The following is a 21,906-nucleotide window of genomic DNA, read 5'->3' on the forward strand; positions in this document are numbered from 1 at the left end:
GTTACTTTTTTGTTTATCTAAAACTTAACCACCACAGCCATCCCATAGTTCGGAAGATTCGTTACCGGGTCAAGATCCAAAAAGGGCTGCATATCAAAGCTCAGGTCTTCATCTACATTGAATTGCTTCAGGTGGGCATCTACATTGGCATCTACAATATTTAATATGTAGACGGCTATCGCTCCAACCAGCCATAAATCTCGATCGCGTTGAAAGCGCTCTTGAGCGCCCTGTAAATCTCCAAGGTCTTGAGTGGGTATTTGTCCTTGACCATTGAAAAAATCATAATATTCGTCATCAATAAAACCTGCCTGTCTTCTTTTAAAGGCCGTTCGAAAACTTTGATATTGATTGTCATTATAAATATATCCATAAATAGCACCACCTAGAACCCCCCAGACAAGCGGTGTTTTCCAGTAGCGCTTGTTATAAATTTGTCCCAATCCGGGAAATACGGCCGATAAAAAGGCCGCTTTACTGGGTGCTAATGGGTTGATGCTTACCTTTTTCTTCTTTAAAGTATCGACAATGATAATTCCCTCTTTTTTCAAATCGTTTTGAAAGGAATCGATTTCTTGATCGTTGGTATGGGGAATACTATCTTGCTCTTGTGCGCTGCCCACTAGCGCAAAAAGAACAAATAAAAGTACCGTAAACAGGAATTTACTCACCAAGTATCAATTTTTTGATGCGTTTGAACTCTTCTTGGGAATGGAACGGGATGGTTATTTTTCCATTGCCTTTGTCGGAAGCCGTAATAGCGACCTTAACGGATAGGTGTTCGGTAAATTTATCAAGGTTTTCTGTGGCGAAACCAGGAGTTGTAGGAGTTTTTTTAACATTTTTACCGCTATCTTCCTTCCCTTCACGATAGTCCTTGACCGCCCGTTCGGTATTGCGGACGGACAGATTTTGGCCCACAATTTTCTCGTAGAGTGCAATCTGGTCGGTTTTTTTGTCAATATTCACCAAAGCTCTACCATGACCCATACTTAGAAAACCATCACGTATCCCGGTTTGTATAATGGGGTCTAACTTTAGCAAACGCATGTAATTGGTAATTGTGGAGCGTTTTTTTCCCACCCGCTCGCTCATTTTTTCCTGGGTCAACTGTATTTCATCGATCAGGCGTTGGTACGAAAGGGCTATTTCGATGGGATCCAGGTCTTGCCGTTGAATATTTTCGACCAAGGCCATTTCAAGGGATTCTTGATCGTTCGCAATACGGATATACGCGGGAATCGTTTGCAATCCGACCAGACGAGACGCCCGATACCTTCGCTCCCCGGAAACCAATTGGAATTTGTTAAAATCCATTTTCCGGACGGTAATCGGTTGAATGACGCCCAATTCCCGAATTGAACCGGCCAGTTCGTGTAAAGCCTCATCGTTAAAATTGGAACGCGGCTGAAACGGGTTCACTTCAATAGCCGCGATATCAAGCTCAACGATATTACCGACTACTTTGTCCGCATTACGATCTGTGGCTGTCTGAATGTCGTTATCGGGGTCCTTTAAGAGTGCGGAGAGTCCACGCCCGAGTGCTTGTTTTTTGGTTGCCTTCGCCATTGCGTTGCGGTTACTTTATTTTTAAACTACTGCCTTGTTTTTTGTTAAGACCTCATTGGCCAGGTTCAGATAGTTGGCCGCGCCCTTGCTACTGGCGTCGTACTTAATAATGCTCTCGCCGTAGCTGGGGGCCTCGCTCAAACGCACATTGCGCTGTATGATGGTATCAAAGACCATATCGGAAAAATGCTTGCGCACCTCTTCGACCACTTGGTTCGACAGTCGTAAACGGGAGTCGAACATGGTCAATAGCATACCTTCGATATCGAGATCGGGATTGTGTATTTTTTGGATACTTTTGATCGTATTCAAGAGCTTGCCCAAGCCTTCAAGGGCAAAATATTCACACTGTATGGGAATAATTACCGAATCGGCCGAGGTCAGGGCATTTAAGGTCAAAAGACCCAATGAGGGCGCACAATCGATAAGAATATAATCATAGCTATCCCGCAAATCGGCAATGGCTTCCTTCATTTTGTATTCCCGTCTATCTTTGTCGACCAGTTCAATTTCAACGGCAACGAGATCGATGTGCGCGGGAATTAGATCGAGGTTTGGGGAGTCGGTAGCAATGATAATTTCCTTTGCGGTAACGCTATGTTCAAGCAACTGATAGGTTCCCAACTCCACGGTGTCGACGTCGATACCAAGTCCCGAAGTGGCATTCGCCTGGGGATCTGCATCGATCAGCAGTACCTTCTTCTCCAATACCCCCAACGAGGCGGCGAGATTGACCGTCGTGGTCGTTTTTCCCACACCCCCCTTTTGGTTCGCAATAGCAATAATCTTGCCCATTATCCGTTTAAATTAGGGGGTAAAAATACGATTATTTACCATGCCTTCGAAACCATTTTGTTAACACGAAGTGAACAACGCTACCGTTTTGTGTTAAAGTTGGTTAAGGGGCGGCTACTCTTTTGCAGGTTGCTTCAAGCTATCCTCATACTCGATCAAGTAGATTTCCTCGTTCTTTTTCTTGAGGTAGTAGTGTTCCCGCGCGAATTTCTCGAGTTCTTCGGGATCGGAAAGTTTTTTAAGGACTTTTTTATCCTCTGCAATTTCAGTTTTTAGGAATTCCTGTTGTTTTTCGAGCTTTTTTATTTCCTTTCGGAGTTCTAAGTGGATGAGCAGGGAATTGGTATCAAAAAAAATCATCCAAATAACAAAAACGGTCAAAACCAATACGTACATATTGGTAAAGACCTTGAACCATTTCTTTTTTCGTAAATCCTTCAATCCCATATTCATCCTAGCTTAATAGGAAACAATCGTATCCACCCTCAAATTCTAATCATCCTAATCCAGTTTCTCATTGATGATCGTTCGTACCATATCAACTGCCACAGTGTTGTATTTATTGTTCGGGATGATAATATCTGCATATTCTTTGCTGGGTTCGATGAATTGCAGGTGCATGGGCTTGATGTTCGTCTGGTATTTGTCAAGGGTCTCGTCGAGGTTCCAGCCGCGTTCGTTGACATCCCTTTTTAATCTTCGGATGAGCCGCTCGTCGGAGTCGGCATGGACGAATATTTTGATATCGAGCATTTTCCGGATCTGTGCGCTGGTCAAAATAAGGATACCTTCAACAATCAAAACCTTGCTAGGAGATATTGGGATGCTCTTGTCCGTGCGATTGCATTCCAAAAAAGAATAGACCGGTTGTTGGATAGATTTTCCGGCTTTCAGCAGTTTGAGGTGTTCTTCGAGCAATTCAAAATCGATGGACTGCGGATGGTCAAAGTTGGTCATGCGACGGTCGGACAAGGATAGGTGCGAAAGGTCTTTGTAGTAGGAATCCTGAGAAATCACGCCGACTTCCCCGTCCGGTAGCTCATTGATGATCTGGTTTACGACCGTTGTTTTTCCGCAGCCGGTGCCGCCCGCGATTCCTATAATTAACATGCTGCTTGAATTTTTTCCAAAAGTAGGAAAAGAAAATAGACCGCCGGACCTCTAGAGCCAAGAACCAGGACCGGATGTATTATTACACTTGCAAAACCCCCATATTAAAAACCTTTTCAATCGGTGAATGGTCGGCTGCTTCGATACCCATGGATATCCATTTTCGGGTGTCCAACGGGTCGATGATAGCGTCCGTCCACAATCGGGCGGCGGCGTAATAGGGGGATACCTGATTGTCGTATCGGTCCTTGATTTTGTTGAAGAGTTCGGCCTCCTTTTTCTCGGTAATCGTTTCGCCTTTTTTCTTTAATGATGCCTTCTCGATTTGCAACAGCACCTTGGCTGCGGAATTTCCGCTCATCACCGCCAGTTCGGCACTGGGCCAGGCTATGATCAAACGCGGGTCATAGGCTTTGCCGCACATGGCATAGTTGCCGGCACCGTAACTGTTTCCTATAACCACGGTAAATTTTGGAACCACGGAATTGCTGACCGCATTGACCATCTTGGCGCCATCTTTAATAATGCCTCCATGTTCGCTCTTGCTGCCGACCATAAAACCGGTAACATCCTGTAAAAAGACCAGGGGAATCTTCTTCTGGTTGCAGTTGGCGATAAAGCGCGTGGCCTTGTCCGCCGAATCGGAATAGATGACGCCCCCGAACTGCATTTCCCCTTTTTGGGTCTTGACCACTTTGCGATGGTTGGCCACGATGCCTACGGCCCAGCCGTCTATACGGGCGTAACCGGTCAAAATCGTTTTGCCATAGCCTTCTTTGTACTGTTGGAATTCGGATCCGTCAACCAAGCGTTTTATGATTTCGAGCATGTCGTATTGCTCGTTTCTTGCATCGGGTATCAGGCCAAAAATATCATCGGGATTTTCCTTGGGTATGTGTGACGTTTTCCGGTCGAAGCCTGCCCTGTCAAATGCACCGATTTTATCGACAAGATTTTTAATGGTTTCCAGCGCATCTTTATCATCTTTGGCCTTGTAATCCGTCACTCCGCTGATTTCGGAATGGGTCGTTGCACCGCCAAGCATTTCATTGTCCACATTCTCGCCGATGGCGGCCTTGACGAGATAGCTGCCTGCTAGAAAGATACTTCCCGTCATTTCGACAATGATGGCCTCGTCGCTCATTATGGGTAGGTAAGCGCCCCCGGCCACGCAACTGCCCATTATGGCCGCAATTTGGGTGATGCCCATACTGCTCATCACGGCATTATTGCGAAAAATACGTCCGAAATGTTCTTTATCCGGAAAAATTTCATCCTGCATGGGCAGATACACCCCCGCACTATCGACCAGATAAATGATGGGCAGCCGGTTTTCAATGGAAATTTCCTGCGCTCGTAAATTCTTTTTTCCGGTAATGGGAAACCAGGCACCTGCTTTGACCGTCGCATCGTTGGCGACCACAACACACTGCTTTCCGGAGACATATCCGATTTTGACGACAACGCCACCTGACGGGCATCCGCCGTGTTCTTCATACATACCCTCACCTGCAAAGGCGCCGATCTCGATGCTATCCTTATTTTTATCCAGCAAATAATCGACACGTTCCCGCGCCGTCAGTTTGCCTTGGTCATGTTGCTTTTGTATACGCGATTTCCCACCGCCCAGTTTCACTTTGGCCAGTCGGTTTTTTAACTCGGAAACAAGAAGTTTGTTATGGTCTTCGTTTTTGTTGAATTTCAGGTCCATCGAATGAGGTTCTTTTAAGCCATAAAGATAGGGTTTTTGATTTGAGCCGTTAGAGGTAAGACATGAGATATCTCCTATTTCATGTCTCAAATCTCGTATCTAAATACTATTTTTGAAAAAATAGAAATCGAATTATGGCAGATAAAATACGATGGGGGATTGTGGGGCCCGGGCACATTGCGCACAGTTTTGCAAAAGACCTGAAATTGGTCGAAGACGGGGAATTAACGGCGGTAGCGTCCCGTAGTTTGGATCGGGCGAACGAATTTGCCGATGAATATGGTGCCGAACATCGGTATGGCTCCTATCAAGAACTGTTTGAATCCGATGTCGTGGATGTGCTTTATATCGCCACACCGCATACATCTCATTGCACTCTGACCGTCGAAGCCCTCAATCATGGAAAGGCCGTACTTTGTGAAAAACCCATGGGCATCGATGCCGACCAGGTGAAAAAGATGATTGCAGCGGCAAAAAAGAACGGCGTTTTTTTGATGGAAGCACTGTGGAGCCGTTTTAACCCCTCAATAGTTAAAGTAAAGGATTTGATAGGGCAGGGTAAAATTGGAGAGGTCACCTATCTCAATGCCAATTTTGGATTTTATGGTTTGGATAGGGATGAAAATGGACGATTGCTTAATCCGGATTTGGCAGGAGGATCTTTGTTGGATATCGGAATCTATCCCATTTTCCTAGCGTACCTTATTCTTGGGAAACCGGACAATATCGAAGCGGTTTCCTTATTTCATAAAACGGGTGTTGAAATTCAGACCTCCATGATTTTCGAATATCCCCATGCCCAGGCGACATTGGCTAGCGGTTTGCGATCGAATATGCAGATGCGTGCCGAAATTGCAGGCACCAAAGGTTCGGCATTTTTACACGACCGCTGGCACGAAACGCAAGGGTATTCCCTTGAAATCGATCAACACATGCAGGATTTCGACCTTCCAACTAACGGCAAAGGCTATAGCTACGAAATCGAAGAAGTGCACAATTGCCTCAGAAAGGGAGCCCTACAAAGTGAAAAATGGACGTTACAAAACAGTTTAGATCTCGTCAATTTATTAGATGAGGTACGCAGCATTACCGGAACTACCTTCCCGTTTGAAGAGTAGATCACAAAGGCATTACGCCTGGCTTACTAATGAACTCATTGCGGCAAACAAAATAGCATCTCGCACAAAAAGTTCCTGTTATATTTCCGATATTTGATTTTCTTGTAACTCAAACCAAAAACACCATGGGAATGAACAAAAATACCGTACTGGCATGGGCCACATTTATAATGATTATCGTCGGTCTTGCATTGATCGCCCTCGGCGCATTCCGTTACGACGATGTTGCCGGATGGGGTTTCGCTTCTGTCGGTATCGGTTTCTTCGCTATCGCATGGGTGTTCAACGCCCTCAAAGGCAGGGTGTAGGAAGTGCTAGTATCAAGTTCAACTGAAATACCTCGTACTCGACCGAAATATACCCTGACCTCATAAACAGCCTAACTAATAAATTCCTAAACCTTCGCAATGTCCGACGATAAAAAAGTTATTTTCTCCATGTCAGGGGTCACCAAGACCTACAAGAATGCCAACACACCTGTACTAAAAAATATTTATCTCAGCTTCTTCTACGGTGCTAAAATCGGAATTCTCGGACTGAACGGTTCGGGTAAATCCACTTTATTAAGGATCATAGCGGGGGAGGATAAGAATTATCAAGGCGATGTGGTCTTTTCTTCGGGATACAAAGTCGGCTATCTGGAACAGGAGCCGCAGCTCGACGAAAACAAGACCGTGTTGGAAATTGTTAAAGAAGGTGTAGGCGAGACCGTTGCGATACTTGACGAGTACAACAAAATTAATGATATGTTCGGACTTCCTGAAGTCTATGAGGATGCGGTCAGGATGCAGAAGTTGATGGACAAGCAAGCCGTTCTTCAAGATCAAATCGATGCCTCCAACGCTTGGGAACTTGATACTAAATTGGAAATTGCCATGGATGCCCTCCGCACTCCCGAGGGCGATAAGCCAATCAGCGTACTTTCTGGAGGGGAACGGCGCCGGGTAGCACTTTGTAGACTTTTATTGCAAGAACCGGAAATTCTGCTGCTCGACGAACCTACCAACCATTTGGATGCCGAATCGGTTCACTGGTTGGAACATCATTTGGCACAGTATAAGGGGACGGTCATTGCCGTGACCCACGACCGCTATTTCTTGGACAATGTCGCCGGATGGATCTTGGAACTGGATAGGGGAGAGGGCATCCCTTGGAAAGGAAACTATTCAAGCTGGCTCGACCAAAAGTCCAAACGCATGGCGCAGGAAAGCAAGACGGCCTCAAAACGCCAAAAAACCTTGGAGCGGGAGCTGGAATGGGTACAGCAGGGTGCCAAAGGCCGGCAGAAAAAGCAAAAGGCACGTCTGAGCAACTACGATAAGCTGTTGAGCCAAGACCAAAAACAGCTGGACGAGAAGTTGGAAATCTATATCCCCAATGGTCCGCGATTGGGTACCAACGTGCTCGAAGCTAAGGATGTCAGCAAGGCTTACGGCGATAAATTGCTTTACGAAAATTTAAATTTCAAACTCCCCCAAGCAGGTATTGTCGGTATCATTGGCCCCAATGGCGCCGGAAAGACCACCATATTCCGAATGATCATGGGCGAAGAAAAGCCCGATAAAGGACAGTTCGAGGTGGGGGAAACCGCAAAAATCGCCTATGTGGATCAAAGCCATTCCAACATTGATCAAGAAAAAACGATTTGGCAGAACTTCAGTGATGAACAGGAACTTATTATGATGGGCGGCCGTCAAGTGAACTCCAGGGCATATCTCAGCCGGTTTAACTTTTCCGGAAGCGAGCAGAACAAAAAGGTCAAAATGCTTTCCGGTGGAGAACGCAACCGCCTACATCTAGCGATGACCCTCAAGGAAGAAGGTAACGTATTGCTTTTAGATGAGCCAACCAATGACCTGGATGTAAATACCTTACGGGCCTTGGAAGAAGGTTTGGAAAACTTCGCCGGCTGTGGCGTAGTCATCTCCCACGACCGTTGGTTCTTAGATCGTGTCTGTACCCATATTCTGGCCTTTGAAGGCAATTCAGAAGTCTACTTTTTCGAAGGATCGTTCTCCGACTATGAAGAAAACAGGAAAAAGCGGTTGGGAGCGGATATTATGCCCAAGCGAATCAAGTATAAGAAGTTGATTCGCTAAACGCTAAACGCTAAACGCTAAAAGCCAATTGCTAACCAATACAAAAAAAGGGCCTTTGCGAATGGTGCTGCGCGACGGCTAATACTCCTCTCCCGGATACCAATCCAACTGTACCACCTCAATATCAGAATTTCCTTTATTCACCAATTCCTCGAACTTGGCCACATCACTGACATCGGGTTTCCCTCTATAATGATAAGGGTAGACCTTTTTCGGTTTGAAGGCTAGCACCGCCTCCGCGGCACTCTCCACTGTCATAGTGTAGGGCAGGTTCATACACATGAAAGCCACATCGATATCCTTTAAATTTCGCATTTCGAGAATATCTTCGGTATCCCCCGAAAAATAGACGCGTTCATCGCCCATGTTCAGAACGTAGCCATTGCCACGACCTTTGGGGTGGAAATCCTTGGCTTCTTCACGAAGATTATACATCGGTATGGCCTCTACGGTAATATCATAACGTTCTTTGGAATCACCGTTGTTCAAAACATCAATTTGTGGCGTAAATTCATCCGGCATCTCATCGGCCACGGCTTGCGGCATCATGATTTTGGCCTTTTCGGTATCTAGCGCTTCCAATGTTTCGACGCTAAAATGATCGGCATGAATGTCCGTTAACAAAATAAGGTCGGGGGTTGGTTGCCCCTCAAACGCCTCGGCACCGCCGACGGGGTCAACATAAATGGTGATATCTTTGCATTGCAGTACCGCTGTAGCGTGAGATATGGGAATTATCTCAATATTATCCATACTGGAAGGGGGCTGTGGCGCGTCGGTAGATCCGTATGTAGGTTCGGAATCTAAAATAGTTTCCTGTTTTTTATTCTCCTTACATCCGAAGAGTAAAAAACTGCCAATCACAGCCATAGCAATTAATTTTCCACTTTTTTTCATATTCAATTAGTTTTAAATCCTATTAGTCCTTATATTCCATAATTCTGACAAATCTCTTAAAAATATTACGGATGGAAGTTCGAAGATAACAATGGTAAGGCACATGTTATATGTTTTACATAGGGAAACTTCTTAAATTTAAGATAAAATTAAAATATTTTGTACTTTTGAACGGAATAAACGGTGTTTACATCGGTAAAAAATCTAAAAATAACATCCCACCGTATATAACAGGGATATTTACAAACAAGCAAATCAAGTAATTAATTTTCACATTATGACTGAAACAAAAAATAACAACGGACTAAAGGTGTTGGCAGGTTTACTGGGTGTCGTGCTCTTAGGAACCATCATCTACACGGTCAGTCTTTACCAGGACAAGAAAAAGACCGAGACCGCAATGACTCAAGAAAAGCAGCTGGTAGTCGAGGATCTCAATAGCTTAAAATCCGAATACGACAAAGCGATTCTGGAGAGTAATGCTACGAACGAGGAATTGGTTTCCGCACGTGACAACATTTCTAAATACATCGATTCGGTACAGAATATGAAGGCCGACATTTCTTCCTTATCCCGTTATAGAAGGCAAGTGGGTGTTTTGAAAGCGGAAAGGGAGCAGTTGTTAAAGCAAGTCGATTCTTTACAGAAATCGAATACTTTAATTGCCATGCAACGTGATAGTACATACACGGAGTTGGAGAAACAAACGGTATTCAACGATTCTTTAGTGGTGCAAAATACGCAATTGGCCGATGCGGTAGAAAAGGGATCAGCACTGAACCTTGCTAAATTCAACGTTGACGCCGTCAAAGAGCGTAACAGCGGAAAATTATCTTCGACCAACAGGGCCAAAAGAGCCGATAAATTTAAAATATGTTTTACCGTTGCCGATAACGTTATCGCCGAGGCCGGTGATAGGGAGTTTTACTTAGAGGTACTTGATCCACAGGGCAACGTCTTGGGCGAAAGCTATTCAAAGACAAATGATGATGGGGCTTCGGTAACCTACAGTAAGGGCACCAGCTTCTATTATGAAAATAAGTCTTTAGATGTTTGCGATTATATCAGCAAGCCAACCGGTGATTTTCAGGAGGGAAATTATATGGTGAACGTGTATGACGAAGGCTTGAAATTACTGGGTACTTCAAAATTCACAATGAAATAGGAGACATTATCTTCCATTTAATACAAAGGGGCCGACTTGAAAAAGTCGGCCCCTTTTTTATTCCCTATATCAAAAGCATCATTTAAGGATTTTACTACACTCATCGCCATCATAAATCTATTAGCATTTTATCGATATTACATACCTCTTGATAGAATAATATACAATACAAAGCAAAAAAAACAGTTATAGACTGGTAAAATCATGTATTGTAAAATTTGATGCGTATGGCATTTCTATTTTTAACGATTAAAACATAAACTTTAAATATTATGGCTATTGATAACGTAGGTATTGGCGGTAATGAAGTGAAAGGCGATGCTAACGAAGCCCTGAACGACATACCACAGAACAGAACTCTGATTGCTGGAAAACTTACCCCGAACGCCCCGGTAAAACCTGAAGTAGTTGAAGGACTACGAACAGTAGAAGACGTTTTTGAACATTTTGAACCAGAACTAAAAATTCCCTTTGCGGATAAAAATGGGGGTATGGTAAACGAAAGTCTTAAATTCAGGAATTTAGGAGATTTCGGCAAGAAAGGTATTATTAATAACAGTAGTTTTTTAAAGGAGCTCGAAATTGAAAGTGACCAGTATAAAAACATTATCAAGCAATTGAAGACCAATAAAATCTTGAAGGTCGCTCTTGAGGATACCGATGCCAAACAATCTTTGGTGGATACTATAGATGCCCTAATCGAAGAAATCAAAACCAATAAATAATAGAAATGGCAGACCCACAGAATATTCAGCAAACCGCAAAGTTAAGCGATAAGCCCTACGCGGAGCAGATAAAGCAAAAATCGGATGAATTCGTAAAGTACGGTGGCTATGATCTTTTGGAATCTGCCATTGATGGGGTACAGAACTTAAATCCGGATAGAAAGGCCCGACGGAAAATGTTCCTTTCCGAAAACAGTAAAAGGCAAGAACGTAGCGAATTGCTTAAAACTTTGCAACTTTGGTCCGATACCCTAAAATCGGGTGAAGATATTATAGGTTTGGTACAAGCCGCTGACGACAAGGCCCAAGAGTCTCAAAAGGTACTTACCAAAAATTTAAAGGCTGCTCTTGCAGAAACACGGGAACTCGAAACTTCGTATCGGTCAGTAGCTCTTTTTTATAAGAATACGGATATGCCTTCGTTAAAGAACGTATCCATCATGAATGCCGAACTGGAACAGCTTTCCGATTTGGACAATACCCGTTTCATCGACCACGTTCGTGAAGAACTGGTCGATAAATATGACCGTTTGGATCTTAGGGAAAATTACGGTCTTCTGGTTTTGCCTGGCTACTTGGGATCCAAATCAGTAGTAGATAAATGGGCGAAGATTGCCTATGAAAACAAGGTGACCTTGATTACCGATTTTGCACATTTAGATGAACCGGACGATGTCATGGAGATGTTCGAAAGTGCTAATCTTGCCGGTGGTGACCCGTTCCTATCCAATACCATCATGACCTGTAACTGGTTGGTTGGCCGTGGCAAACACGACGAAGTGGGCGAGGAAGACGATGTACACGTTCCCCCTTCGGGCGCTTTAGGTGGTAAAATTTACAAGACTTTGATGTCTCAGGTAACCGCCGGTAAGAAACATGGCGGACTAAGTGAGGTCGATGGGGTGCGTTTCGATCTTAGAAAAAGCGAAATTGCAAATCTTGAAAATCTCGGACTTGTGCCTATGGTCAACGAATACGGTAAGGTTATGGCCTTTTCGGCCAAAACACTCTTCAACGGTGACAACCTTGGCTTACAGACATACTCTGTTGTACGTGTTTTCGACTATGTCGCCAAAGTTTTGATGGACTTTTTAAACCGAAGGGCTTTCGAGAATTTCAATACAAAGACCAGAAACGAAATACAGACACAAATCGTGCGCTTTCTAGACGATATTACCGGACCTGATAAACTGATCGAAAATTTCGAAATCCGTAGATTCGAGCAAGACCAGAAACAGAAGGACCGTATTTATATGGACATTCGTCTTAAACCTTATTTTCCCGCCAAAAACTTTTTGATTAAAATGGATGGACAAAAAGGCGACGAAGGTACCGATTGGGATACGGAATATGCACAAACATAAATAACTAACGGTGCCTAAAGGCAATATCTGTAAAGGTCATATTTCCAAATTTTAAAGGGATTTACTTTCTAGCGTTTATAATCGCCGGATAGAAAATCCCTTTTTTTTGAGAAAAAGTGCGATAAAGTCCAGTGCCATCCGTTGGTCACCCTGAAAGGTTCGCAAGCAATTCGACTCTTTTGGTACAAGTAAGTAGGAAGTAAAACCTATTGCAAGTGGTCGAATACTACATTCCTTTTATCCAAAGTCAACAATATTGAGTAGGTTTTACGGTTTTATTAGTAATCATGAAGAGCAGCTTTATTATTTTTTTATTGAACGTATGCTTTTGTTTTGGCTGCTTGGGTCAAGTTCAAGACACGAAGCCTGTTGCGCTTTTGGCGAATGAGCATTCCACCACAACCCTATTTTTTCCATCCGCTATTTCCAAGACTATTGATCCTGCGGATAATTTCAAGTTCGAGTATCAGAACGATGATCCTAGCATAGGACTTTTAAGCGGAAAAAATGGCAGTCCGAGTAATCTTACGGTAATCACCGTTGATGGATATATCTATTCTTTTGTTCTTCAATATTCCGAAAAAATAGAAACCTTCAATTTTATGCTGGCCCTCGATAGGGCAATGGGGCGCATCCCAAATCATCAATTGCGACCTGAACTACTTGAAAACAAAGAGCTAAAGATGGATTCAGGGACGGAAGAAACTGATAAAAGCGATATCGCATACATAGAATCCATTGAACCGCCCTCCAATGATACCTCTTTCGACTCGGAAACATCGGACCCGACAGATAATAGCTCCTTAAATCTTCAAGCCCCATTGATAGCGGATGATGGAGGCTTTCAAGATGCCAAACATGACCAACTAGGATCAAGTGATGGCGAAGGTGACTTGTATGATAACGACCGAGAAGAATACTACCGTATATTTTGCGAAAACAACTATCTGCAAAAGACTATTTTCATGCGTACTTTCCGTCAGAACAAACGGGTAGTGCTGAAGTTAAACAATATTTTGACAGATCATGACGAAATCTATTTTGTGCTCCAGGTCGAGAATAATTCCCGAAAGGAATACAGCGTAAACGGATTGAGTTTTTTCCATAAAGAGGGGGTTGGTCAGTTACAGAAAATCATGAAACCAATCTATGTTTTTAATCTTCAGGATAAAATCGACCCCCAAAGTATTAACGAGGTGGTATTTGTCTTTAAACGATTTACCATTTCGAAAAAGGAAGAAGTATATGTTGTTCTAGATGAACTGGAAAACAATAGAATGGTGATGCTACCGCTGGATAATAAACAAATTAACGCACCCACAAATTGAAACCACAAGCCTACTTTCTGATTTTGTTTCTTTTTCCAGTGCTTGCCCAATCACAAAGCTACTCCAATACTGTTTCTGTGAACGCTGGTATTTTTGGAGAAGGTTATGGCGGCGAGATTACGTACAATACAAATCTTAGCCAAATCACCTTTACACAAATCGGCCTTGATGTTTCCATGGCCACGTTCAATTTTGAGAAGACCAGCGTGCCCTACTCAAGTTTTACGGTGAGCTACTCCTATTTTCTTACCGTGTACAGTAGAAATCGGAAAATGCAGTCCCTTAGTATTGGCGGGGGTGGCATTGCCGGATACGAACTGGTGAATAACGGCAACGGCGATATATCGAACATAGTTTCTCTTGATGGTAATAGCAAGTTTATTTACGGGGGAATGGCCACTATTGATCTTGATATCATCGTTAGCGAACATATTTCATTCGTCGTGAAGTCTTCACAATTTTATCATGTCAACAGTGATTTTGGAAAGTTCACCAATTTTTCCGGGGTCGGCTTACGCTATTATTTTAATCTTTAAGTTTATTCCACTGGCTTATTCTCGGTCGGAAATATTTACTCTCATCCTAGCCTCTTTCTGAATGCAAAAGATTAATAAGAATGTACATTTTATCGGGAAGTGGATCGACCAAAGTTCGTTTTACGGGAGGTGGCGAACCATTTCTTTTAGTACCTATTTTCAAAAAAACGCCTACACATCCTAAAAATCCGCATTTCAACCAAGATAGATACTAAAGCATGGCTAACATCGGTTAATATCAATACCCCAAGGGAAAACCGATGAAAAACCTTATTCAATCTACGGCTATAATTTTTTCGATTTTCATTATTTTACTTGCCTGTACCAAAGAGATTAATCTTAAGACCGAGGTCGAGTTCAACGTGACCGAGCAGCACAAGTCCGATGGCTTTGTCAATGAAGATTTACCTACCACAGTAACCGTAGTGCCCGAAGAGATACTGGAGGAATTTTCGTACTCGTACTCTTATTCAGTTTCTAAGGGAGAGGGTCATTTTCGGGACAGATTGGGTACTATTTTTGCCCAAAATGAGGATATTGCCTTGAACCCGCTGTCCACTACGATGATGTATGTAGGAATTAAACCTGGAGATCATCTCGTAAAGGTAATAGCAACGGATAATTATGGGTTTACCGAGGAAGTCGAAATCGATTACTCCATTGCGGAGATACCGCCTGTTATATGGACGGCTACGAGTCCGGTTAAACGAATCGAGTTGGGCAACAGTGCACATATAACGGTAAAATTCGAAAAATCCGAAGCCAATAGCGCTGCAACTTATAAAAGAAGGTACCACTTAGTAGCAGGTTCGGGTACGCTCACCGGACACTCCGAACAGGTCGACATCCAATCTGACGGATTTCAACCTATAGTCCCCGGTACCTATTCCTTGAATTTTACGCCCGACGCACTTGGAATGGTGGAACTTTTGTTTGAATTGAAAGGGAGCGATGGCGAAGAATTTAGTGTCAAACTTGGGTTTGAGGTATTGGAGGAAATTGTGGATGCAGTAATTCCCGAAATAACCTTGTTGGGAGACAATCCCTTAACGGTTCAAAGGGGTAGCAATTACAAAGACCCCGGAGTCCAAGCTTTGGATGATGTGGATGGCGACATCACTGGGGATATCGTTGTAGATACTTCCGAGGTCGATATGTCGCGATTGGGCACATATAAGGTAACCTATAATGTAAGTGATTCATCAGGCAATGCAGCTGTTGAAGTTGTAAGAACGGTAGAGGTGATAGCGGGGGATGACTCTGGAAACCCAGACAACGATATTTTGGCCTTCGAGATAAAAGGGCAGATTGAAGTTTCCATTCCCGATGACGTTAGCCATTCGGTTACCTTGAGCGTTCCCTTTGGTACTGAGGTCGTAGTCGCCCCGACTGTTTTGGTCGTATCCTCTGCGGCTACTGTTTCGCCCGCCCGGACGATACCACAGAATTTTGAAAATCCGGTCACCTATAAGGTGATATCTGAAAAAGGAATTGTCCAAGAATGGGTGATACGCGTAATTATTAATGCCCCGGTAGATTCGACGCCGCCGGTTATAACCCTGACCGGTAACAATCCTCAAATAATCGAAGTGGGTCAGCCCTATGCGGAACTAGGGGCGACTGCTACAGATAATTTTGATGGTAATGTGACAAGTGCGGTTATTGTCAACAACAGCGCTATAAATATAAATCAATTGGGCGATTACTCCGTTACCTATGACGTGACCGACGCGGCTGGTAACCCTGCCGTTCAAGTCACCAGAATAGTACAAGTAGCGGATACAACCTCCCCCGTGATTACACTTGCAGAGGGTAGCCTCAGTCTCGCGGTCGGTGATACCTATATGGAGCCGGGCTATTCCGCCTTGGACAACTTAGATGGCAATATAACTGGCAAGGTAACGGTTGGTGGTAATCTAAACACCAAAGCAGTAGGCGATTATACGATAACCTACAATGTAACTGATGAGGCGGGCAACGACGCAGTGCAGGTAACCCGAACGGTAGAAGTAGTGGATACCATCGCTCCGGTTATAACACTTACCGGTGCTAGCGTAACGATGGAGGTTGGTGAAGAATATAGCGAACCCGGATTTTCCGCTATCGATAATGCGGATGGCGACATAACGGGTAATGTTACGGTCGGCGGCAACCTGAATACCAATGTTGTAGGAAGCTATACCGTGACCTACGATGTAGGCGACACTTCTGGCAACGAGGCAGTGCAAGTAACCCGTTCGGTCGAAGTAGTTGATACCACTGTTCCAGTCATTGAACTTATGGGCAGCATTATAACGGTCGGTATTGGTCAAACTTACGTAGAACCCGGATATTCCGCGAACGACAATGTTGACGGTAACATTACCGGTAGCGTGGTGGTTGGGGGTAATCTAAACACCAACGCTTTAGGTACTTATACGATAACCTATGACGTGCGCGATGTCGCTGGTAATGCCGCGGTACAAAAAATACGGACCGTAGAGGTAGTCGATACCACTCCACCGGTCATCTCACTTTCCGGTGGCATGGTGAGTATGAAAGTATATCGGAACTTTCCTGAGCCGGGTTATTACGCTTCGGACAACATTGACGGAAACCTTACCGATAGGGTAGTTGTCGGAGGGGACTTGAATACCAATAGTGTGGGGATTTATTCTGTGACCTACACTGTAAGTGATAACGCCGGAAATACCGCATTGCAAAAGAGCAGAACGGTAGAGGTTACACCGCTTGTTACCAGTTTCAATCCAAGTACTGGAATATATAGGGCTCCGGCAGGTACAACCGTTACAGTGACGCTTTCTTCAGGTGGTAGTGGTTCCGGAACCGGATCGGCCAGCGGAGGTGGCGGAAGCGCGAATACATGCTGGGGTGGCACGGGTACCGGTTGTGGGTCTACGGATAGCTATACCTTCATTATGCCGGCTAGTGGCCAGGTTTCGTTTACCGCAAACCATTACGGAGGGGGTAGTAGTAATAGCACCCAACTGACTATAGCATCCAATAATGAAAGTCAAAATTATAGCATGAATGCAGGCACGGCAGGGAGTAGTATACCCACAAATTAAATATGGACGGCAATTTAGTAGTTACTCTGGCTGACCATATCTAATTGATAAAGTAGTCAAAAATCAACTAATATAATTCCAAATATTCTTATACTTCACCAATTGCCCATACCCATGCCGAACGATCAGATTATCGGGATGTTCCAGCCCCGGATCTTCCTTTAAAAGTTTGATGGCATAATAGCGGGCAGTTTTTAAAATGTCATTGTCCTTGACAATATCCGCTATTTTAAGGTTAAGAACACCGCTCTGTTGCGTGCCCATCAAATTTCCCGGTCCCCGCAGACGCAGGTCGACTTCGGCGATTTCAAAGCCGTCGTTGGTGGCGACCATGGTCTGTAAACGGGTCTTTGCTTCGGAAGATAGTTTATGACTGGTCATTAAGATGCAATAGCTTTGGTCGGCACCTCGTCCTACGCGACCGCGCAACTGGTGTAGTTGTGATAGCCCAAAACGTTCGGCACTTTCGATGATCATTACCGAGGCGTTGGGCACGTTGACCCCTACTTCGATTACCGTTGTGGCGACCATAATCTGGGTCTCGCCTTTTACGAAACGTTCCATCTCATAGTCCTTGTCGGCCGGTTTCATCTGGCCGTGTACGATGGAGATTTGATAATTGGGTAGGGGGAAATCCCTAACGATACTTTCATAACCGTCCATTAGATCTTTGTAATCCATGGCTTCGGATTCCTGTATTAGGGGATAAACAATATAGATCTGCCTTCCCTTTTTAATCTCGTCTCGGATAAATCGAAAGACTTTCAGACGGTTGGAATCATACCGATGTACGGTCTTAATCGCTTTTCTTCCCGGAGGAAGTTCATCGATTACGGAAATATCAAGGTCTCCGTACAGGCTCATCGCCAAGGTACGTGGAATGGGGGTGGCCGTCATAACAAGAACATGGGGCGGAATCTCGTTTTTATGCCAAAGCTTCGAGCGCTGGGCCACACCGAAGCGGTGCTGTTCGTCAACGATCGCTAGGCCTAGATTTTTGTATTGGACTTTGTCCTCCAACAGGGCATGGGTGCCGATCAGAATCTGAAGTTCGCCGTTTTCGAGCTGTTCGTGAATCGGCCGGCGGGCGGATTTCTTAACGGAACCGGTCAATAGGGCACAGGTTACATGGGAACCTTGGAGGAGTTCTTTAATTCCGTTGTAATGTTGGTTCGCCAAAATTTCAGTGGGTGCCATCAGGCAGGCCTGAAAACCATTATCGATGGCGAGCAACATGATCATTACGGCCACAATGGTCTTTCCAGAGCCGACATCGCCCTGTAACAGGCGGTTCATCTGGGCGTTGCTGCCCAAATCGGAACGGATTTCCTTGATGACCCGTTTTTGCGCATCTGTCAGTTCAAAAGGAAGATGGTGGGCGTAGAAATCGTTGAAAAGTTCCCCGACCTGGTCAAAGGTATAGCCTTTGATCTTTTGTTTCCGCTGCATTTTTTTTGAAAGTAGCTGCAATTGGATGTAAAAGAGCTCTTCGAATTTTAACCGGAATTGCGCCTTGGCCAACAACTCCTGATTTTTTGGAAAGTGAATGTTGAACATCGCCTCACTCTTCGGCAGCAGTTTCAGCTCGTGCAAAAGGGCAGGGGAGAGGGTTTCCGAAAATCGTCCCTTGGTTTCCATGAACAACTGTTGCATCAATTTGTTGATCGCTCGATTGGTAATCCCCTTATTACTCAGCTTTTCTGTGGAAGGATACACGGGCTGCATTGCGATTTTGAGTCCCTGTTCATGCTCGGTCAACAATTCCATTTCGGGGTGCGGCATCGAGAACTGGCCGTTGTACCAATTGCATTTTCCGAAGATGACGTAGGGGGTGTTCAGCTTTAGATTTTCCCGGATCCATTTTTGTCCCCGGAACCAGACCAGTTCCATTTCACCGGTTTCGTCGATAAAGGAAGCGACCAATCTTTTGCCTTTTTTTTGTTCGACGGTTTTAATATGGACGATTTTTCCAAGAATCTGCACATCGGCACTGCTGCGCTGTAGCTGGGTTATCTTATAATATTGGGTTTTGTCGATGTAGCGATTGGGGAAGAGATTGAGCAGGTCTTGAAAGGTCTGAATGCCCAGTTCCGATTGCAAGGTTTCGGCCCGGTTCGGGCCTACCCCTTTGAGGTAGGCAATCGGGGTTTGTAAAAAATTGGCGTTCATAGAGCTAAAATAGAAGTTCGGCAATTGAAACGCAAGTATTAAAAGGAGTAGCTTCTAAGTATCCGATATCTAGGACAATTGTTGTAATTTTCCTCTAAAATGCCGATATCTTTGCTTTATGAAGTTATTTCTTTTCCTTCTAGTCCTGCTTGAATCCTTTTTCATAAGTGCGCAACATCAAGATAAGGTCGACTTTGTTCGGGGCGAGATTGTAATAAGAACTCTTCCCAAAGAAAAACGGATTTTAGGTGAAGTGGCCTACACGTTCAAGGTATTGTCGGATGTGGATTCGGTTTTTCTGGATGCCCAAAACATGCACTTTTCTACCGTCAAGCTGAACGGGGCCAATGCTGAATATTCCAATACGGATACAATTATTTCCATTCATAAAAAGTTCAAAAAGGGACGGTCGTATAAACTGTTCCTTGATTATTCGGCAATCCCGAAGCAAACAGTCTATTTTTTGGGTTGGGATGATCGGGATATGGAGAATCAACATGCCGTACCACCTGAGAGGCGGGCCGTACCCTCCGAAAAGCAGGTCTGGACACAAGGCCAAGGCAAATACACCAGCCACTGGCTGCCCAGTTTTGATGACATGGAGGAAAAGGTGGAGTTCGACCTGAATATCACCTTTGATGCTTCGTACGAGGTGATTGCAAATGGAAAACTGATATCTGCAAAAAGGAATTCCACAGGAAAAAAAAGCTGGCAGTTCGATATGCAGCATCCCATGAGTAGTTATCTTTTAGCTTTTGCAATAGGAAACTACGAAAAACAGGAGCTGGTTTCCAAAAGTGGCATCCCGATACAGAATTTTTATTATCCGAAAGATAGCCTACGGGCGGAACCTACCTATCGGTATACCCGACGGATTTTTGATTTTCTAGAGGATGAAATCGGAGTTCCTTATCCTTGGCAGAATTACAAACAGATTCCCGTTCATGATTTTCTGTACGCTGGTATGGAAAATACGGGAACTACGATTTTTTCGGATGGCTATGTCATCGATTCCACCGCATTCGTCGATAAAAACTATGTCAATGTCAACGCCCATGAACTGGCGCACCAATGGTTTGGGGACCTGGTGACGGAAAAGGATGGCAACCACCATTGGCTTCAAGAGGGTTTTGCTACGTACTATGCCTATTTAGCGGAAAGGGAAATTTTCGGCGAAGATCATTTTTACTGGAAATTGCATATCACTTTGATGCAACTTCAAAGTATGGCCGTAAAAGGGGAGGGAGAAAGCCTGCTCAATCCGAAAGCCAGTAGTTTGACTTTTTATGAGAAAGGAGCTTTGGCACTTTTTATGCTGCGTGAGCAACTAGGGGACAAAGCTTTTCGCAAAGGCATCCAAAAGTACTTGCAAAAATACAGCTTTAAAAATGTAACGGTGTCGAATTTTTTGGAGGAAATGGAAAATGCATCCGGTAGCGATCTATCCGATTTTAAAAAAAATTGGTTGGATAATTCAGGCATCCCTTATGACGGGGCCAAAAAAAGACTTGCCGCGCATTGCGCATCCTTAAGGCTACTTTATGATATGGAAAGAGATTTGAGTAAGACGCCGCGTGACAGTATCGACTACGCGAAATACTGGAACAGCAGCCCATCCATCCATTTGAAAGAATATATCCTAGAAAAATATCAGAATACCCTTTCCGAAGAAATCATCGAAAAGGCATTTGCTTCCGATACGGTTACCATACGGCAGGCGCTTTCCCTGGTAGATGATATCAAACGTTATCCGAAAGCAGCTTTTGAATCCCTATTGAACGACAAGAGCTATGTTACCGTTGAAAACACGCTGTTCAAACTTTGGCAAGCGTATCCGCAAGACAGAAAAATGTATCTGGATAAAACGAGGGAACTCCTCGGACTCCCCAATAAAAATCTACGTCTTTTATGGCTAACCTTGGCCATGCTCACAGAGGATTATCAGGGAAGCAAAACCAAGGTGTATTTTGATGAATTAAGTGGCTATACCGACCCCCGATATTCGTTTGAGATTAGGCAGGGCGCTTTTTTTTATTTGAAAGAAGCCTTTGGGTTTACCGACCAAAACCTAAAGGATTTGATTCAGGCCACAACCCATCATTCTTGGCAGTTCAAGAAATTCGCACGGGATACATTGAATGAATTGTTGAAAGATCCGGATTATAAAAAACGGGTTAAAAACCTTACAAAAGAACTAAACAGTGAAGAATTGCGTTATCTGAATAGTATTGAGTATTGAGAATGAAGTAACC

General features: G+C 44.1%; 18 protein-coding genes. 10 read left to right on the forward strand and 8 right to left on the reverse strand.

Going from position 1 to position 21,906, the window contains the following annotated elements:
* Positions 1–17 precede the first annotated feature (17 nt).
* The 6 genes from BLT07_RS07680 to BLT07_RS07705 all read right to left on the reverse strand — a co-directional run bounded on the left by BLT07_RS07680 (position 18) and on the right by BLT07_RS07705 (position 5,185).
* Positions 18–671, reverse strand: coding sequence for a DUF5683 domain-containing protein (locus tag BLT07_RS07680; protein ID WP_175455280.1), 654 nt, complete (start codon positions 669–671; stop codon positions 18–20).
* On the reverse strand, positions 664–1,569 hold the full coding sequence (locus BLT07_RS07685; RefSeq protein ID WP_091867436.1) for a ParB/RepB/Spo0J family partition protein: 906 nt from the start codon (positions 1,567–1,569) through the stop codon (positions 664–666). The genes BLT07_RS07680 and BLT07_RS07685 overlap by 8 nt, the downstream gene beginning before the upstream one ends.
* 21 nt (positions 1,570–1,590) lie before the next feature.
* A complete protein-coding gene (locus BLT07_RS07690; protein WP_091867438.1) occupies positions 1,591–2,364 on the reverse strand; it encodes a ParA family protein in 774 nt (257 codons plus the stop codon).
* A gap of 114 nt (positions 2,365–2,478) precedes the next feature.
* Positions 2,479–2,811, reverse strand: coding sequence for an FtsB family cell division protein (locus tag BLT07_RS07695; RefSeq protein ID WP_091867441.1), 333 nt, complete (start codon positions 2,809–2,811; stop codon positions 2,479–2,481).
* Positions 2,812–2,865: 54 nt separating this feature from the next.
* A complete protein-coding gene (gene udk / locus BLT07_RS07700) occupies positions 2,866–3,474 on the reverse strand; it encodes a uridine kinase (protein ID WP_091867443.1) in 609 nt (202 codons plus the stop codon).
* Positions 3,475–3,556: 82 nt separating this feature from the next.
* Entirely contained in the window at positions 3,557–5,185 is a 1,629-nt protein-coding gene (locus BLT07_RS07705) for an acyl-CoA carboxylase subunit beta (protein ID WP_091867445.1), read from the reverse strand.
* A gap of 134 nt (positions 5,186–5,319) precedes the next feature.
* Here BLT07_RS07705 and BLT07_RS07710 point away from each other — a divergent pair, with 134 nt between their 5' ends.
* The 3 genes from BLT07_RS07710 to ettA all read left to right on the forward strand — a co-directional run bounded on the left by BLT07_RS07710 (position 5,320) and on the right by ettA (position 8,402).
* Positions 5,320–6,303 (forward strand): Gfo/Idh/MocA family protein, encoded by a 984-nt coding sequence (locus BLT07_RS07710; RefSeq protein WP_091867447.1) that lies wholly within the window; start codon positions 5,320–5,322, stop codon positions 6,301–6,303.
* Positions 6,304–6,428: 125 nt separating this feature from the next.
* Positions 6,429–6,611 carry a CAL67264 family membrane protein gene (locus BLT07_RS07715; RefSeq protein WP_026809274.1) on the forward strand — a complete coding sequence of 61 codons (183 nt, stop codon included), beginning with the start codon at positions 6,429–6,431 and terminating at the stop codon, positions 6,609–6,611.
* Positions 6,612–6,710: 99 nt separating this feature from the next.
* Positions 6,711–8,402 (forward strand): energy-dependent translational throttle protein EttA, encoded by a 1,692-nt coding sequence (gene ettA, locus BLT07_RS07720; protein WP_091867449.1) that lies wholly within the window; start codon positions 6,711–6,713, stop codon positions 8,400–8,402.
* Between the two features lie 78 nt (positions 8,403–8,480).
* Here the strand turns inward: ettA and BLT07_RS07725 are convergent, their stop codons facing one another.
* Positions 8,481–9,299 carry an MBL fold metallo-hydrolase gene (locus BLT07_RS07725; protein WP_091867451.1) on the reverse strand — a complete coding sequence of 273 codons (819 nt, stop codon included), beginning with the start codon at positions 9,297–9,299 and terminating at the stop codon, positions 8,481–8,483.
* A 277-nt stretch (positions 9,300–9,576) separates the two neighbouring features.
* Between BLT07_RS07725 and BLT07_RS07730 the strand changes: the two genes are divergently transcribed.
* The 6 genes from BLT07_RS07730 to BLT07_RS07755 all read left to right on the forward strand — a co-directional run bounded on the left by BLT07_RS07730 (position 9,577) and on the right by BLT07_RS07755 (position 17,485).
* The gene (locus BLT07_RS07730) at positions 9,577–10,464 is read left to right on the forward strand and encodes a hypothetical protein (protein ID WP_091867453.1); all 888 of its coding nucleotides are present in this window, start codon (positions 9,577–9,579) and stop codon (positions 10,462–10,464) included.
* Positions 10,465–10,736: 272 nt separating this feature from the next.
* Positions 10,737–11,189 (forward strand): hypothetical protein, encoded by a 453-nt coding sequence (locus BLT07_RS07735; RefSeq protein WP_091867455.1) that lies wholly within the window; start codon positions 10,737–10,739, stop codon positions 11,187–11,189.
* A gap of 5 nt (positions 11,190–11,194) precedes the next feature.
* Positions 11,195–12,553, forward strand: a complete 1,359-nt coding sequence (locus BLT07_RS07740) for a DUF5458 family protein (RefSeq protein ID WP_091867457.1) — start codon at positions 11,195–11,197, stop codon at positions 12,551–12,553.
* Between the two features lie 287 nt (positions 12,554–12,840).
* The gene (locus BLT07_RS07745; protein ID WP_091867458.1) at positions 12,841–13,881 is read left to right on the forward strand and encodes a DUF4138 domain-containing protein; all 1,041 of its coding nucleotides are present in this window, start codon (positions 12,841–12,843) and stop codon (positions 13,879–13,881) included.
* Positions 13,878–14,417, forward strand: coding sequence for a conjugal transfer protein TraO (locus BLT07_RS07750; protein WP_091867460.1), 540 nt, complete (start codon positions 13,878–13,880; stop codon positions 14,415–14,417). The genes BLT07_RS07745 and BLT07_RS07750 overlap by 4 nt, the downstream gene beginning before the upstream one ends.
* A 260-nt stretch (positions 14,418–14,677) precedes the next feature.
* Positions 14,678–17,485 (forward strand): DUF5011 domain-containing protein, encoded by a 2,808-nt coding sequence (locus BLT07_RS07755; protein ID WP_091867462.1) that lies wholly within the window; start codon positions 14,678–14,680, stop codon positions 17,483–17,485.
* A 63-nt stretch (positions 17,486–17,548) separates the two neighbouring features.
* Here the strand turns inward: BLT07_RS07755 and recG are convergent, their stop codons facing one another.
* Positions 17,549–19,654: an ATP-dependent DNA helicase RecG gene (recG, locus tag BLT07_RS07760; protein WP_091867463.1), complete on the reverse strand. Its 2,106-nt coding sequence runs from the start codon at positions 19,652–19,654 to the stop codon at positions 17,549–17,551.
* Between the two features lie 118 nt (positions 19,655–19,772).
* On the opposite strand from recG, the gene BLT07_RS07765 reads away from it, so the two are divergent.
* A complete protein-coding gene (locus BLT07_RS07765; protein WP_091867465.1) occupies positions 19,773–21,893 on the forward strand; it encodes a M1 family metallopeptidase in 2,121 nt (706 codons plus the stop codon).
* The last annotated feature ends 13 nt before the right edge of the window (positions 21,894–21,906 follow it).

The organism is Pricia antarctica, from assembly GCF_900101815.1.
Classification (GTDB): Bacteria; Bacteroidota; Bacteroidia; order Flavobacteriales; family Flavobacteriaceae; genus Pricia; species Pricia antarctica.